At 36.1% G+C, this 16,805-nt stretch carries 18 protein-coding genes; all 18 read left to right on the forward strand.

Going from position 1 to position 16,805, the window contains the following annotated elements:
• Positions 1 to 566: 566 nt before the first annotated feature.
• The 18 genes from proB to H514_RS0106490 all read left to right on the forward strand — a co-directional run bounded on the left by proB (position 567) and on the right by H514_RS0106490 (position 16,805).
• Positions 567 to 1,661 (forward strand): glutamate 5-kinase, encoded by a 1,095-nt coding sequence (gene proB, locus H514_RS0106395; RefSeq protein ID WP_027446219.1) that lies wholly within the window; start codon positions 567 to 569, stop codon positions 1,659 to 1,661.
• A 2-nt stretch (positions 1,662 to 1,663) separates the two neighbouring features.
• Complete coding sequence (locus H514_RS0106400; RefSeq protein WP_027446220.1) at positions 1,664 to 2,908, forward strand: glutamate-5-semialdehyde dehydrogenase; 1,245 nt, start codon at positions 1,664 to 1,666, stop codon at positions 2,906 to 2,908.
• Positions 2,909 to 3,162: 254 nt separating this feature from the next.
• A complete protein-coding gene (locus H514_RS0106405; protein WP_027446221.1) occupies positions 3,163 to 4,668 on the forward strand; it encodes an MMPL family transporter in 1,506 nt (501 codons plus the stop codon).
• Positions 4,669 to 6,075, forward strand: a complete 1,407-nt coding sequence (locus H514_RS0106410) for an efflux RND transporter permease subunit (protein ID WP_027446222.1) — start codon at positions 4,669 to 4,671, stop codon at positions 6,073 to 6,075.
• Between the two features lie 7 nt (positions 6,076 to 6,082).
• Positions 6,083 to 6,652 (forward strand): TetR/AcrR family transcriptional regulator, encoded by a 570-nt coding sequence (locus H514_RS0106415; RefSeq protein WP_027446223.1) that lies wholly within the window; start codon positions 6,083 to 6,085, stop codon positions 6,650 to 6,652.
• Positions 6,653 to 6,828: 176 nt separating this feature from the next.
• Positions 6,829 to 7,062 carry a DUF3953 domain-containing protein gene (locus H514_RS25415; protein WP_027446224.1) on the forward strand — a complete coding sequence of 78 codons (234 nt, stop codon included), beginning with the start codon at positions 6,829 to 6,831 and terminating at the stop codon, positions 7,060 to 7,062.
• A gap of 177 nt (positions 7,063 to 7,239) precedes the next feature.
• A complete protein-coding gene (locus H514_RS0106425; RefSeq protein WP_154657342.1) occupies positions 7,240 to 7,650 on the forward strand; it encodes a hypothetical protein in 411 nt (136 codons plus the stop codon).
• Positions 7,651 to 7,747: 97 nt separating this feature from the next.
• The gene (locus H514_RS23935; protein ID WP_027446226.1) at positions 7,748 to 7,987 is read left to right on the forward strand and encodes a hypothetical protein; all 240 of its coding nucleotides are present in this window, start codon (positions 7,748 to 7,750) and stop codon (positions 7,985 to 7,987) included.
• A gap of 397 nt (positions 7,988 to 8,384) precedes the next feature.
• On the forward strand, positions 8,385 to 8,651 hold the full coding sequence (locus H514_RS0106440) for a CD3324 family protein (RefSeq protein WP_027446227.1): 267 nt from the start codon (positions 8,385 to 8,387) through the stop codon (positions 8,649 to 8,651).
• Between the two features lie 148 nt (positions 8,652 to 8,799).
• On the forward strand, positions 8,800 to 9,837 hold the full coding sequence (locus H514_RS0106445; protein ID WP_027446228.1) for a serine hydrolase domain-containing protein: 1,038 nt from the start codon (positions 8,800 to 8,802) through the stop codon (positions 9,835 to 9,837).
• Between the two features lie 185 nt (positions 9,838 to 10,022).
• The gene (locus tag H514_RS0106455) at positions 10,023 to 10,355 is read left to right on the forward strand and encodes a MazG nucleotide pyrophosphohydrolase domain-containing protein (protein ID WP_027446229.1); all 333 of its coding nucleotides are present in this window, start codon (positions 10,023 to 10,025) and stop codon (positions 10,353 to 10,355) included.
• Between the two features lie 80 nt (positions 10,356 to 10,435).
• Positions 10,436 to 10,888 (forward strand): hypothetical protein, encoded by a 453-nt coding sequence (locus H514_RS0106460; RefSeq protein WP_027446230.1) that lies wholly within the window; start codon positions 10,436 to 10,438, stop codon positions 10,886 to 10,888.
• Between the two features lie 39 nt (positions 10,889 to 10,927).
• Positions 10,928 to 11,404: a GNAT family N-acetyltransferase gene (locus H514_RS0106465; RefSeq protein WP_027446231.1), complete on the forward strand. Its 477-nt coding sequence runs from the start codon at positions 10,928 to 10,930 to the stop codon at positions 11,402 to 11,404.
• A 192-nt stretch (positions 11,405 to 11,596) separates the two neighbouring features.
• Entirely contained in the window at positions 11,597 to 12,109 is a 513-nt protein-coding gene (locus H514_RS0106470; RefSeq protein ID WP_027446232.1) for an RNA polymerase sigma factor, read from the forward strand.
• A complete protein-coding gene (locus tag H514_RS0106475; RefSeq protein WP_027446233.1) occupies positions 12,106 to 13,521 on the forward strand; it encodes a hypothetical protein in 1,416 nt (471 codons plus the stop codon). Before H514_RS0106470 ends, H514_RS0106475 begins: the two co-directional genes overlap by 4 nt.
• A 132-nt stretch (positions 13,522 to 13,653) precedes the next feature.
• Positions 13,654 to 14,157, forward strand: a complete 504-nt coding sequence (locus H514_RS23940; protein ID WP_027446234.1) for a DUF6843 domain-containing protein — start codon at positions 13,654 to 13,656, stop codon at positions 14,155 to 14,157.
• Between the two features lie 134 nt (positions 14,158 to 14,291).
• Entirely contained in the window at positions 14,292 to 14,747 is a 456-nt protein-coding gene (locus H514_RS0106485) for an SRPBCC family protein (protein ID WP_027446235.1), read from the forward strand.
• A 507-nt stretch (positions 14,748 to 15,254) separates the two neighbouring features.
• Entirely contained in the window at positions 15,255 to 16,805 is a 1,551-nt protein-coding gene (locus H514_RS0106490; RefSeq protein ID WP_027446236.1) for a hypothetical protein, read from the forward strand.

Here is a 16,805-nt window from a genome sequence, read left to right on the forward strand (position 1 = left end):
TCAAACAGAAGAACAATCAGAGGAAAATGTAGAAGCTAAAAGTGTTAGTTCATAAAACTAAAATCACATGACTTTTAAGATTAGTAGTTCAGTTTTTGAGGAAAAACCACCTCTAAAACTGAACTACTTTTTTACTGTCTGGGAAATTATAAAATTGCTAGCTTGTGTATAACTCTTTAATGAGAGTGGGGCCAAGTCCAGCTCCAGCGCCCAGCAACGAATGGACTTCCCTCGCCTCCGTACGATAAGTCAACATCGATTCACCAAGGTTCATCGTGTTTCCTTTATCGTACTACGGGCTCAGTCCAGTCCCTTCGTTGCTAAACGGGCGCTTGCGCTTTTGTTCTGCTTTTTCTAGTTATCTATATTCTGGTTTTAGAGTTATAAACTGCAATATATCAAGGAAGTAAAGAGTATTGACATAGCTAATGTCTCTCGTGGATAATTGGGAAAAATAAATTTGCTCTACATAAAGCTATGAGACGAACTAGACGCTCTCATCTGTAAAAAGATGTGAAGGGTCTTTTTCACTTTAAAACATAGATTCATTGAAAGAAGGTAATGTAATGGGAAAACAAAGAGTTGTCGTGAAAATAGGGAGTAGTTCATTAACGAATGCTAATGGTGGGCTTTCTACCAAGAAACTACAAGAGCATGTTCAGGCACTTTCCTATTTAAAAGAACAAGGAAATGAAGTTGTTTTAATCTCTTCTGGCGCCGTTGCAGCTGGCTTTGGGGATTTGGGTTATCCTACACGTCCAGTAACCATTTCTGGAAAACAAGCTGCAGCAGCAGTAGGGCAAGGCCTTTTAATGCAAGGCTACACCAAAGAGTTTTCCAAAAACAATATTGATATCGCACAGTTACTGCTAACACGTCAAAATTTCTCACAAAAAGAACAATACAAAAATGTTTATCAGACGATAACAGAATTGCTAAAACGTGATGTTCTTCCTATCATCAATGAAAATGATTCAGTGGCGGTTGATGAGTTAACATTTGGCGACAATGATATGTTGTCTGCACTAGTAAGTGGACTGATTCACGCTGATTGCTTAATGATTTTAACAGATATCAATGGTTTGTATGATAAAAATCCTCATAAGGACCCTTCAGCAAAGAAATATACATTCCTACCTAAAATTACAGAAGAGTTGCAGTCCGTTGCCAAGGGATCTTCCTCCAATGTTGGTACAGGAGGTATGAAATCAAAGATTGAGGCGGCAGAAAGAGCTCTTTCTCTTGGTGTAAACACGTTTATTGGATCAGGATTTGGACCTGAAAAGCTCACAGACATCCTAGAAGGAAAGGGAGATGGAACATATATTGGCAATTCCTTTTTACCTCCTTTGAAAAATAAAAAACAATGGATCATGTTCCACTCTAAAGTTACAGGACAAGTTGAAATTGATGAAGGTGCTGCAAAAGCCTTGTTACAGAAAGGGAAAAGTCTCTTGTCAGTTGGCGTTACAAATGTTTATGGCGAATTTAGTGCTGGAGATGTAGTCGAAGTCATGAATTCAAAAGGGCATATCCTGGGTCGAGGGCAAGTTGATTACAACTCAAGTGACTTATTTAATGTAAAAGACAATACGTCCCAGTCTAATCAAGAAAGCACAGTTGTTATCCATCGAAATCTTTGGGTAAAGGAGAATGTCTGAAAATGAATGATTTACTAGAAAAAGCGAGTAAAGCGAAAGAAGCAGCTCATGACTTAGGGATTAAGACAACCGAACAAAAGAATTCTGCTTTAGAATCTATATCTCAACGACTAACTGAGGAAAGCGAATTTATTCTCGAAGAAAACCAGAAGGATCTTAACAGAGGAAAAGAGAATGGATTTAGCGAATCACTGCTAGATCGTTTAACGCTTACAGAAGAACGAATTAAAGATATGGCACAAGCTTTGATGAACATCGTGAGTTTAGATGATCCAATCGATGATGTCCTTGAATCTTGGGAGCGCCCTAATGGTCTGCACATTAAGAAGGTACGAGTACCAATCGGAGTAGTTGGTATGGTTTATGAAGCAAGACCGAATGTAACAGTCGATGCGAGCAGTCTTTGCTTAAAAACAGGCAACCCTGTGCTTTTAAGAGGGAGTTCATCTGCTATACATTCAAATAAAGCGATCGTTCAGGTCATCCACCGTGCGTTACAGGAGACAGACATCTCCCCAAATGTTGTCCAGCTTTTAGAGGATACAAGTCGGGAAACAGCTTCTGAGATGTTTAAGCTTAATGACTATTTAGACGTACTCATTCCTAGAGGAAGTGCTAATCTGATTCAAACAGTAGTATCGAATGCATCGGTGCCTGTTTTAGAAACGGGAGCTGGGAATTGCCATATTTATATTGATGAGACGGCAGATCCAAAGATGGCTAAAGAGATTGCAGTAAACGGGAAAACGCAAAGGCCTTCTGTATGTAATTCTACAGAGAGCTTTCTTGTCAATGAAAAGTGGGCAGACTCCTACTTCAATGAATTTGTTGAGGCTTTACAGGAGAACGATGTAGAACTTCGAGGAGATCAGAAGTCTACAGAGTATGTCCCATCACTAAAACAAGGTACAGAAGAAGATTGGGCAACAGAGTATCTTGATTTTATTGCCTCTGTAAAAATCGTAAAAAATGTTGAAGAAGCGGCTGAACACATTAATCAGTATGGAACGAAGCACTCTGAAGCTATCATTTCAGAAACGGAGGAAAATGTAGAAGCATTCTTTAAACGAGTCGACGCTGCCGCTCTATATCATAATGCCTCCACTCGATTTACAGACGGAGAAGAATTTGGCTTTGGAGCAGAAATCGGGATCAGCACCCAAAAGTTACACGCCCGTGGACCAATGGGATTACCAGCGCTAACCTCATCAACATATATAATTCGTGGATCGGGTCAAATTAAGTAAGAGTAACAAAGGGACTTATGCTTAACAAGGATATGGAAATAGGAAATTTATGAACAAAATTAATGAGACGAAAAGAGAGCGAATTTGAGGGATTCCGCTCTCTTTTATTTTGATATTTGAGATATAAGTTTGACAAAAGAAAAGGAAAAGGATATATTTTATGTAAGTTACCACTAACATTCATTGATTAAATGTTAGTTAGTACTAACTTAAATAAAAGTTTAAGTTACTGGTGAAAACAAGGGGGATAACAAATGTGGATACTGAAAAATATTGCAAATAAGATCGTAAAAAATCCAATTAAAGTTATAACGTTTACAATAGTCGCCATTTTATTATTTGCCGCCGGAGCACAGCAGGTGGAAATGGCAACAGGGAACAACACACTTATCGAGGAAGATACTAAGGTCTATCAAAATAACCTTAAATTGGAACAGGAGTTTGGCGGAGAATCGGTAATTGTGATTTATGAAGCTGAAAATGAATCCGATTTGCTGAAACCTAACACGTTGAAGCAAATGAAAGATCTCGAAAGCCAGTTGAGGTCACAAGATGGCATCTATTCAATCGTCGGCCCCCATACGGCTGTTCAAAATATATCCGAAAAAAAAGCGGAGAAATATAAAGAAGGCCTGACGGAAATGGCTGATGGGCTCAACGAAATGGGAGAAAAACTTAAAGAAATCAGTATAAATATCGAAGAGAATGCTTCAAGCCAGTCAAGCTTACCCGATTTTGAATCGAAAATTTCTGAAATGGAAAAGGGCATCGGTAAAATGGTCGAAGGACAGAAAAAACTTGAGCAGGGTACGGGTGAATTAGTAAACGGCTATTCCAGTATGGGGGTTCAACTCAAGGGTGTTGCGATGAAACTTCAGCAATCCGCCGAACAAATGAATAAATCCGTTGCAGAAAGACCCGCGCAGCAGAAACAGGCAGTAGAATTGAAACAGGTTGGTTTGAAACTTGGGAGAATGGCTGATCAGATGATTAGCGCATCCAAGCAAAGTGCCCAGCTTCCTAATGTATCCAGAAAAACAATCGATGGCCTGCAGGGGTTGGAAAAAGGACTGAGAGGACAACAGAGCCAGTTGAACAATATGGGCGAACGGCAGGCACAGAAACAAAAGGATCTGAAAGAACTCGCAGACGGGCTTGCAGAGATGGGAGAAAACCTAGATTCCATGAGTGAAAATCTCATGGAAATGATTAATTACTCTGACAGCATGTTGCCTGGCATCCCGAAAAAACAAGAAACACTTGACCAGATGATTTATGAAGATGACGGATCGTTGCGTAGTATGTTTGACGATATAATCATTGACGGTCGCTACATGACATTCATGATCAAGTTTACTGGTAACGCAACGGATGCCAATAAAAGTGAACTCGTTTCCTTCGTGAAGGATTATATGGAAGAGAATTCGATGGAAGGAATAAGCACAATGGTGTCAGGTAAACCTGTCTTGGATGATGCAATCCGAACGGAGATGAAAAAAAGCATGCAAAAAATGATGGGTCTTTCCATCTTGTTTATGATTCTCGTACTTGCAGTTGTATTCCGGGTGAGGTGGCGCATACTGCCGCTTGTGATAATCATGATTGCAGTAATTGGAACCGTAGGCTTGATGGGATGGCTCAGTGTACCGATCACGATGGTTTCGATGGCGGTGTTTCCAATTTTGATTGGCTTAGGGATTGACTATGCCATTCAATTCCAAAGCAGATTTACTGAAGAAATGACAGGGGAGGAACAATAAATGATGGAAAACAGGAGTACTAGAAGCGCCAAAAAGACCGTAACAAAGATGGTACCCGCCATACTAACAGCTCTTATGGCTACAGCAGTGGGGTTCTTAGCTCTGTATACGTCACCGGTCCCAATGATACAAGATTTCGGGAAAATGTTAACCATTGGTATGGTAGTCAGTTTCATCGTCGGATTGTTTATCCTAATTCCAATCTTATTTACCCGTGATCATTTTTTTATAAAATCAATAAAAAAGAATGGAAAGGCAAAACTTGAACATTCAAAAGTGGAGAGGGTGTTTGGCACACTCACCAATTTGATCATAAAGCTAAAATGGCTGATCCTTTTTATAGCTATTGTCACAGCAACTGCCGGCATTTGGGGAGATTTGAATACAGGAGTGGAAACCGATGTGGAAACCTTTATGCCTCAGGATACTCAGGAACTAGAGGATATTCACAAGCTGCGGGATATCCTAGGGACCACCGACCAGGTTTCCATTATGTATAGTACAGACAATGTACTTGATGAGGAGACACTTGAATGGACGGAGGAATTAACTGCTTCTCTTCCCCAAGAATTCCCTTCTGTTGTTGTGGATACAAATTCATTGTCAGCTCTGTTGAAACAAGCAAACAAAGGTGAAATGCCAGATCAGGAAGAAACAGCCGACATTCTTTCAGATATGCCGGAAGAACAGTTGAAGCTTTTTGTTAATGAAGAGAGAGACAGCGCTGTCTTGAATGTCGGCATCGAGCATCTTGAGGCAGAAGAAATGCAAGATTTTATTGCAGGAATGAAAGCATATATTTCAAAAGACACGCCGGAGGGCATCGATGCGATAGTAACCGGAAAATCGGTACTGGATGTGGAAATGGTTACTGCACTGACAACAGGTCGATATAAAATGACACTGCTCGGGATGGGCCTTGTCTTCATGGTGTTGCTGTTGATTTACAGGCATCCGGTTAAGGCATTTATTCCTTTACTGCCGATTTTGTTCATTGTCGGTTGGTCAGGAGGAATCATGTACTTGTTTGACATCAACTATACACCGCTCACGGCAACCCTAGGTGCTCTTATTATTGGTATAGGAACGGAATTCACTATCTTAATTATGGAACGTTTTTATGAGGAACGTCGAAAAGGCACAGAGAGGCGAGAAGCGATCATGATAGCCAACCAAAAGATTGGCAAGGCGATCTTTGCTTCAGCCTTTACAACAATCGGTGGTTTCAGTGCATTGCTTGTTTCTGACTTCGTAATCCTAAGCAATTTTGGTATGATGACATTAGTGAACATTTCCTTCGCTCTAATCAGCACGATTATCGTCCTGCCTGCAATATTAATGCTTTTTGACCGATTTGTGCAGATAAAGGGTGGCGAGGAAAGAGGATCGGATACTGTATTGGGGTGAAACAGAAATGAGAGATAAAACAGACCAGATTTTAAATGCGGCAATCAAAGTGTTTATCAAAAAAGGGTTTCTCCAGACCACAACTCAGGAAATCGCAAAGGAAGCAGATGTTGCTGAGGTAACGCTTTACCGCAAATTTTCCACGAAGCAGAACCTATTTGAGACCGTGGTGAAAAAAGCACTCGAGAATGAATTCCAAACAAAAGTCATGAAGTATGCAGAGGAACCGAAGACAGAGGATTTCTTAACACGCATACTTGATGATCGACTTACGGCACTATCAAAAAATAAAAAGCTTGCCAAAACACTGCTAGCCGAAAGTTTTATGGGCCATTTAGCTGAAGAGGTTAATTTTCCAGTTATTATTCATAACGGACTTAAAAAAGGATTGGATATACACTTTGCAACATTTGAAGATAAACCTGACACGAATCTCCTAGCCAATCAAATAGGAGGCATTCTCCTCAGCAACCTAACTTTCCCATCAGAAGAGCCTTATTATAAGCTCCCTGCAAAAAATAAGGAAGAACTGTTAAATAGATATGTGAACTCTTTGAACGCTTTTATAGCTAGTTAATTGTTGACCAATAAACTCAACCCCCACCTAAAATAGGATGGGGGTATGCGTGTTTTTTACTGATAGCTTACTTGAAGGGTGCATTAGTGTTGGATGCGCATTGCCAATATTTGTTTATAACACGAATTATTATTTGGGTTATTTAACTTTTCAACAATAAGGGGGAGTTAGTTCATATGCTGAAAACCTCAAGAAGTGTTTTGGCTGTATTAGTAACTTTTATCTCAGTGTATGCATTGATTACTGATAAATTGGAACTAAATCCATATATACTATTTTTATTTGGTATATTGATGTTAGTAATTGGATTAGATGAGTTAAAAAAGAGACATAAAGAACATGGTTTGATTAGTATAGTTGTTTTTTTATTACTGTTATATGTCTCTTTACAAGGATTTTTCATGAGCTAAAGCTAAAATAGTTTTGTAAATTAGGATAAAATATCTCATTTTAAGTTTTTCGTATGTGGGCGCATTTCTGTAAAAGAAATGTGCTTTTATATTTGTATAGGTCAGAATGTTGAATAAGGTGTTTGGATATTTGTGTTAAAATTTGAATTAGATTATGGTGAAATGATTTTAAACTAAATGGCAGGAAAATTGAGTAAAAAAAGAGGTGAAATAATGATAATTCCTAATAAGAAAGTAATTTTATTATTATTCATTTTGTCATTGTTTCTAGTTGCGTGCGGAAATAAATCACTAAGTGGAGAGTCTGAAAATTGGATAGGTCGTTATTCTGGTTCTGAAGAAAATAAAGAGAGAGTAAGAGAATTTGTTATAAGACCAAAAGATAATAAAGAAGTTTCAGTGCCAGTATCCTATAAAATAATTTCTGAGAGAAACGATTTAGATTTAAAAGGCACTAAGCACCTTGAAGCTAATTCTTTAGATATATTAACAAGGTGTTCTGATTGCAATATAGCCCTTAAAGGTAATGAAATTTCAATAGAACTAAAATGGAATGGGAAAAAAGAAACGCTAGTTTTAACTAACTAAACATTTGTGAACTTCCTCCATAAAACGGGTGCGTAACTACGATGCTTTAGTCTTTCAACCAAACGAAGTTAAAAATTTATTAGAAATAGGAAAAGTAATGGTTTGGGAGGAAGCTGACGGTAGCGGAAAGCCGATTGAACTTACCCCAAGGGAATATTTCGATCGTTTTGTTTATAACCAATCGTTTGAAGATCCTGATGAAATACTAGTGAATGAAATAAAACAACGTGGTAACACAAAAAATAATATTAAAGAAGCTTTTCCAAATTCTCATGTAGTTGAGTTTTATAGGTCAGGAACAGAAGAGAATGGGGGAATGGACCTGGGGAAGTATTAACCTTGTCTTTGAACAAGATAAAAATGGAATGTGGAAGTTAACAGCGATCGTTAAAGATAGCTGGACGATATAAGGATGGACAAAAAGTTCACTAGCAATTACTAATGTTATATGCAACTGAATAATTTCAAGTGGATTACATAGTGGACAAGAGGAAAGTGAGAGCTCAATTAATTAATAGCTTTTATCCGATCTATTTGATATATTCATTTTAAATTCTAGGGGGGAAGAAAATGAGAAAAGTTATTTCGTTTGCAAAATCAGTAATACCTCATGCAGAGTCTGATAAATCAGGGCGATGCTTTGCATGGGGTAGCCGTTAATATCGCTGAGAGGCATCATTTCTGGTATGTTTGACTTTGCACCTTATAAAAAAATAAATAAGGGGCTAACAGAAATGAGCTATATAAAAGCAAAAAGTGTATTACCTGATGAGCTTATCAAAGAACTACAAAAATACGTGCAGGGACAGACAATCTATATTCCTAAAGAAAAAAACAATTACGAAGAATGGGGTAAGAGTTCTGGTGGAAGAAATAGAATAGACCAAAGGAATGCTGATATTCAAAATGGCTTTAATCGTGGCATGACAATTACTCAATTGGCAGATGATTATTTTCTTTCTCCAGATACCATAAAGAAGATCGTGTACTCCAGGAAGTAGATGCTGACATACTGGAAATCTTTATTGATTGTCAGTGTGTTTTTTTGTGTCAATTATGATTAATAACTATTTTTTCTATTTATATAATCCCTTTTTTCACTTAATGTTTAATTAGTACAGAAGTAAATTAGTGGAAAGTGGGGCTATTATGTTTATAGCAAATGAGGAGTTAAACAAAACTATAGAAGATGTTAGTGAAGATGTTAAGTTCTCTGGCGTAGTTTATATGAAACAAAGGGATGAGGTTGTTTATTCAGGAGCTTATGGTTATGCTAACAGAGTTGAAAAACGATCAAATAAAATCAATACACGATTTGGAATCGCTTCTGGTTGTAAGTTGTTTACAGCTATAGGCATTTGTCAATTAGTTGAGAAAGGGTTAGTCACTTTCGGGACGCCATTAAAGCAGTGTTTGAATATAGAATTTCCTAATTTTGATGAGAACATAACCATACATCACCTTTTAACACATACATCGGGAATACCGGATTACTTTGATGAAGAAGTGATGGATGACTTTGAAGATCTTTGGAAGGTAAAGCCAGTCTATCAAGTTAAAACTCTGAAAGATTTTTTACCTCTTTTCCAAATGAACCACATGAAGTTCCAACCAGGTGAAAGGTTTCATTATAATAATGCTGGATATATCGTATTAGGATTAGTTATTGAACAACAAACAGGACTTCCTTTTACTGATTACATTGAAACAGAAGTATTTAAACAATGCGGTATGAACGATTCGGGCTATTTTTCTTTAGATCGACTTCCTGAGGACACTGCCTTGGGATATATAGATGATAAAGAAAGTGGGAGCTGGAGAACGAATATGTACTCAATCCCAATTAAAGGTGGAGCTGACGGAGGAGCATTCATCACTGCTTCAGATATGATAAAACTTTGGGAAGAGTTATTGAATCATAGATTGTTAAGTAGGGAGGTTACCAATGTGCTTTTGCAACCTCATGTAAACGTTAAGGGAGAAATTAACTATGGCTATGGAGTGTGGATGAACAAAAGAAACACTGACATCTATAAATATCATGTGATGGGGTATGATCCAGGAGTGAGTTTTCGTTCATCTGTTTATCCTAATCATAATATTAAATTGGTTGTACCTTCGAATAAGGAGTCCGGCCCTTTTGAGATAACGAAGGCGATAGAAAATCATTTTGAATTAGTTAAATAATCTCTTTGATTCAAAAGGAAGGTAATTTATATGGAAAAAGTTTTAGAAGTTAACAAGAAGCCTTTTATTCGACCGTATAAGGAGACTGATTTTAAGAAGATGCAGGATTAAAATAAGGAAAGGAAATATGCTACTTTTTGTGGAATAGTTGATTAAGAAAAATAATAGTAAAAGTGAGGATTCATATGAAGCAATTAACATTCCATGAGTTACAGAGCTACCTGGCAATAAAATACAAAGAAGGGCGCACTTCATCTGCTTTGTTTATGAAACTAGTAGAAGAAATTGGTGAGGTAGCAGAGGTATTAAACCAGTTAGAAGGTCGGAAGGAAGATTCAGGCGATACTTCTCTAGAAAAAGAGTTAGTTGATGTTATACATTACGCAGTGGCCATTGCGAGCATAAATGATATTGAGTTATCAAAAGCCATTATTAAAAAGGATAAGCAAGCTGCAATAAAATATAATCAATCTCCAAATTTAGAAGAATTTTTAGTAGTGCAAAATAAAGAACATTAACATATAAAAGTAGAAAATAGGGATTCATTGATTTCTTATCATATAAAGAAGCCTTCATAGAACTTAGGAGGGAGAAATAAGTGAAGAAAATAAATTTAGTAGCCATTGCTCTCATTTTAGGATTTTTATGGTGGCATCAATATAAAGAAGACAAAGCATTTATGGATAGTTTATTACTACATCAACCTATTGAAAGAGATCAAGTCCAAATTGCTAGAATGTGGGAAGCAAATAAAAGTGAAGAAATAATTCAAAACGAAGAATTAAACGAAATAATTAGTTGGTTTAATGATTATCCCCCAAACAAGATAGAAGAACAATCTAGGGTTGACAGGACTTCTCAAAATTCTAATATTAAAGCAGAAATCAATATTGCACTAAAATCGGGATATAAAATTAAGATACTATTTGTAAGTAGGGATTCTATTTATGTAACAAGAACCGATATTAAAGGTGGTATGCAAATCACTTATTCTTTTCTTGATGATGCGCCTAAATTAGAACGGTATTTTGAAGAGTATTTAGAACAATAAAAAGAGCCTATTTGTAAAAAACTCACGGGGTGGTAAGTAATGAAAGTCTATGCAGTCGAGGAACTACAGAAAAATAAAATAATTGAATTCTTCAAATTCCACTGGGGTAGTCCAGAAATGGTTGTTTCAAGTGGCGTTTATAATTGTAGTGAATTAAATGGTTTTACAATTTTAAATGAAGGCAAAATCATTGGCTTAATAACTTACATAATCAAACATAACGAGTGTGAAATTATATCATTAGATAGTATTGAAGAAGGTAAAGGAATAGGCACATTACTAGTACAAGAAGTAGAAAATCTTGCTATTAAGAAACAATGTAAACTCCTGAAACTTGTAACAACAAACGATAACTTGTTAGCTTTAAAGTTTTATCAAAAGCGAGGTTTTGTTCTATCCCGGATTATAAATAATGCAGTTGATAAAGCAAGAAAGTTGAAACCAGGGATCCCTTTGATAGGGAATGATGGTATCCCTATCAGAGATGAAATTGAAATAATAAAAGCATTAATTTAAACAGTGGAACGGAAACAAAGGGTTATAAAATTAAAATTTAATTAAAATCTTTTCGTAGGTGGAGCTTCTTCATGGAGGCTCTTTTTTTACACTATAAGAAGATTTAACTATTAAAGTATAAGAAAAATTTTAAAAAAGTGAAAATTTTTTCTTCACTCCATACGTCTTTTAGGTATAAGGGAGGTCGGAAAATTGAGTAGAGAAAAACAAATTGAGGATTGGTTTTATCTATATGTGGATGAAGTATACAATTTTCTAATCTATTATCTCGGGCATAGAGATGTTGAAGATATCGTTCAAGACGTGTTTATTAAGGTTATTCGTAGCAACAAATTTGAAAATGTCCATACACCCAAAACATATTTGTTCACCATTGCTCGAAATACAGCGATAGATCATGTGCGAAAGTCGAAGCGGTTTAAATGGGGAACTTCAGATGAGGTGCAGCAGGTACCAGCTCCAGATCTTTCACCGGAATCTTCATTATTAGCTAGTGAGGAACACAATACATTTTTAGAACACATTAAAAGGTTAAAAAGATCCTATAAAGATGTGTTAGTTTTGCGTTTAATTAACGAACTTTCATTTACAGAGATCGCAGACACACTTCGTTGGAAGGAAGCTAAAGTAAAAACAACCTACTACCGGGCAATTCGTAAACTACAAGAAAAGTCGCCTGAGTTAAAGGAGGTCAACGTAAGATGAATAGGGAAAATCACAATGAAGCACCCACAAAGTATAAAATGAATGAGGGAAAAAAGAGAGAAATCCTAACCCATCTTAAACAAGCTGACAACGAAGTTCTACATAAAAAGAGAAACAAGATCCCATTGATCCCTTCATTAGGTGTGGGTTTCGCAGCACTGTTAATATTCATTCTTTTTGCTTCACCGATTATGGATCCGTTATATGATGGGGAATCATCCCAGAAAGATACAACTCTCTCTCAGATGGATCAAGAGACAACGCAAGTATTAGAAAAAATGATGACCTCAAAAGATGTGACGATAAGCCTTTTTAATGAAAACTATAAGGAATCTGAAGGTCTAAATCAGGTAACAGGAATGATCGATATTTCGGTTCCTTCTGGACTTTCAAATGAGCTTAAGTCATTACAGTCCTCTTTTAGAGTAAGGGTGTCGAATGAAAATATATCTGTCATGAGTGATAAGTATAAAGGGGCTACAATATTTAATAATGAGTCGGCTTCAGGTTTATTGAAGTTCGAGATTAATTTGACAGAAGAAGAGGCAACACAATTAAAAGAAAAAAACGTAGACCTTTCGTTATATGCTTATAATGATGTGGAAGATACGCATACACAACCTGTTGCTCACTCAAATCTAAAAACAAGTAAGGAATTGGAAAAGTTGGGAGAAAGACCTGATGCGATTAGGGATCTGTTTACTTCAAAAAAGGTCCAACTAAATGTGAAAAATTTGAAGCTTACAAAAGAAGGGGCACAAGATAAGTTAACGGGTATGGTCAGTCTTACTGTACCTAGTTCAATAAATGCGGACGTTAAACCGTCTTCTCTCACTTACACAGTTGTGTTAAACGGACAAGAATCATCTTCCATTAGTAAGAAATATAGTGGGAAATCGATATTCTTTCGTAATCAACCAGAAAAAGCGATGATTCCATTTGAAGTCTTATTTAATGGAGAAGATGCGACTCATAGAATAGAAGGAAAAGCGGGGCTATATTTAAATATATATAAAGATGAAAATACTCCACTTTGGAATAGTGAAGAATCTGTCCGTATTAAAACTCTTAATCTAGATAATATATATTTAGATCCACTGACATCTCTTCGCTTAGCTGTAGTGCAAGAAGCACTAGAGACTACAGATATAACAATAGAAGATTATGTTTATATGAATTCACAAACTATAATTCAAAATGAAAAATATAAAAGTTTAGGGATCCTGTATGTCGATCTAATAAAGAGTCAAAAGAAAGGTGATATAAAGCCTTATGTCTACTTAGATAGGTCTCAGACTAAAGGTTATATATTTGAAAAGAAAAAGAATGGAAAAATCAATATCTATCAGATCTTGTTAGATAAAGAAACTGATAAATGGAGTATTTCTGAAACGATTTATGCTCAAAAATAAGGGGGTATCACCTAACGGATTCACTTCAGAGGTGCAAACAATAAAATATCAAGAAAAATCGCACGGTATTTCACAAAGAAATTAATGCGAAAGGACTATTGTATTTTTTTGGTTATTTAAGAGGTGATAAAGATGAAAAAAACGATACTTTGGTGGTCCTTAGCATTAGTGATTATTTCTTCAATTGTTATTGCAGATAAATATTATAGCGCAGCCGACAAAGTATATGTAATCCCCGAAGGATTTGAAGGATGTGTAGGCATCATTCACGATGTTGAAGGGGCTCCTAAACTCCCTATGAAAAATAACACGATTACATATAAAATACCTGATAACGGTGTTTTGTTAACTTCATCCCACTATAAAATAGGTTGGGCTTATGAGGACGATACAGGTTGGTACGATGCTAAGTTTTATTACGGTAGTGATAACAAGAAAAAAGAGTTATCTAAAGAAGATAAGATTATTGGAACAGGTTGGGTTTGGTCAAGTGGCATACAATTAGAAAATGGAGACTTTTTTAACCGCGGAAATTATTATAAATTTTATGTTGGAGATAATCCCCAGACAGGTATGTCCACATGTATAGATAGAATTTTACAAAAAGCAAGTAATTCCCCTCTTTTACAAAAGTAAAAAGATGGGGATTCTTCTTCAACTATCGGGTGCATTAGTTTAACAGGAGTTGTCTATGCGGCAGCTCCTATTGTGTTAACGGGGCAGAATAGTTGAATAAGGGATTTAAAAATTCTTATACCAAGGAGTTATTAATGCCTATTATTAGGAATGAGCAATTTATCCAAGCACCGATCGATGTATGCTTTGATCTTGCAAGAAATGTAGATATACATACTGAAACTACTGCTGAAACTAAGGAAAAAGCTGTTGGTGGAGTTATGCAAGGGCTATTAGAAAAGGGTGATACTGTTACTTGGGAAGCTATTCACTTTGGTATTAAACAAAGGCTAACAGCAAAAGTAACTCATATGGAAAAGCCTGATATGTTTGTTGATATTATGGTAAATGGAGCTTTTAGTTCCTTCACACATACCCATCAATTCAAAGAAGAAAAAGGTGGGACCTTAATGATTGATACATTTGAGTATAAGTCACCTTTTGGTCCACTTGGAATTATTGCAGATAAATTATTTTTGGAAAAGTATATGACAGACTTTATAATTTCTCGTGCAAAAGAACTAAAAATAATAGCAGAAAATGTGAATTAACTTATTTAATTAACGTATCTATGTGACAAAATGTACTTAAATTAACGGGTGCAATAGCTGAACATGGAACTGTCAAATGTGGCAGTTAATATTGACAGATGCAAGAAGAAATTATGTTTACGAAAAATTGCACAAAGGTTTAACATATGGGGGAGCATATTTTCCCAAAATAAAAGACGTCCTTTGAAGGACGTCTTTGCGTATTGCGGCGAGAGACAGCACTCCACATTTGTGCCTTGCCATAAAGGCGCGTCAATCTCGTCTTATGCAATTCAGCTCATCGCGAGATTAGTATAGCATAATTCAACTATTATATCTAATAGAAAATTTTCCTTGAATTTTTTGCTCTTTAAAACCCCCTCTGTAATAGAACGCCTCCCAAAATGAACTGACCATTGAAACTTTTGATATCATCTGAACGTCAAATGAACAAGTAACAAAAATTTGAAGTAACTGCTTATTGGAAAGTCTTAAAACGCAAATAGGTTTGCCCGGGAGGCATATCAAATGAGAAAAAATATATTCCTCATCGTTGTTGGAATGTTTCTGATTTCCGGTTGTACAAATGGAGAGAATAGGTCTAAAATTCCTGAACATTCTCCTGAGCAGCAAGAACAAATTAAAGATGTTTTGAAGCACAAGAAAAAAGAAAAACAAAGTGTGGCCCTAACTTATAAGCCTGTTACGAATACACAAAAAATCAGGAAAGTTTCACAGATTAATAGTAAAGAGATTGTTCAAGAACTGCAGACTTCTGTTGGGAAAATCATGATATACAACAAGAAGGATGATGATAAAAATCATTATGGGGCATTTGTTAACCAAAACAAGACCTATGATTTAGGTGTTGTGAGTGGGCGTCATCCTGACAATATAAACATTCACGAGTTAAAACTATATAATAACTCGTTAGTCCGTATAGATGGAGTGTTCGGCGCAAATGCACCTGTACAAAATTATTTTGAAATAGAAGATGGGAAAATCAAGCCCTTTTTGAAAGTCACAACAGGTCATGTAAAGGAAGTGGACCTAGAAGGTGACGGAAAATCAGAGATTGTATCGTTACACGGAAGTCCAATGTTGGCGCACATTTATAAATGGGATAACGGTGCTTTTAAAGTTGCAAACATCAATGAGGCATTGGGTGCATTACATGTGAGTCATACTGAGGAGAATTTGTTTCGAGTATTATTTAATGGTTCTAAAGAGCTCGTTATGTATCAATATAAAACGCCAGGTGTTTTGGAGTTAAAAAATAAAGGAGCAGATTCACAAAACTCAAATGAAAATAAAGCATCAATTCAACCTCACAAAGAAGTTACTGACATCACCCAATTGCCTGATCGTGTTGACTTATCTTTCACTCCTCTAGAACTAGAAGGTTTAGAAAGGGGAGAGAAATTAAAAAGTTGGGAACCTCTCAAATCGATCTCATTAGGATCTATAAAAGGTAAAAGCATAACGCTTCATGTTTTTGACGAAACGAATCAAGACAACTTATGCTCTGCATCATACGAAACTGTATCTCTTGTAGAATTTAATGGAAATACTTATAAACTACCTGATTGTACGTCTGCCAGTTTGAAAGAGAAAAAGCTTAAGCAAGCTCTTTTTACATCAAAAGACTTAAAACAAAAAAATCATGAGCAAATAATCGTAGCTGGAGTCGAACTTGCAGCCAATGGTCCAGGAAGAATGTTATATATGGTTTACGATTCTAGTGGACAAAATTTATGGTCGTTTGAGGACTGGGGTCTCCTAAAGGTTGTTGATTTAGATCACTCTGGTGAAAAAGAATTTATCAATCAGTTTCAAGGACTTCATATGCAGTTTCCAGATGTGACTATTTATCGTTGGGAAAACGGAACAATTTACAAGAGTCTTTCTTGGAAAAAAGTGCTTAGTATAAACAATCATAATCAAAACACGGTTTCTTTAGTAACAAAAAGTAATCAATACATATTTGATGTCCGTATTCTAACCGATTATCAATCAAGGACGTATCAAAACGTAAAGTACAGATATGAAAATGGTGAACTTCAAAAGATAGGAGGCTAA

The sequence above is a fragment of the Pontibacillus marinus BH030004 = DSM 16465 genome (assembly GCF_000425225.1).
In the GTDB taxonomy this organism is placed as follows: domain Bacteria; phylum Bacillota; class Bacilli; order Bacillales; family BH030062; genus Pontibacillus; species Pontibacillus marinus.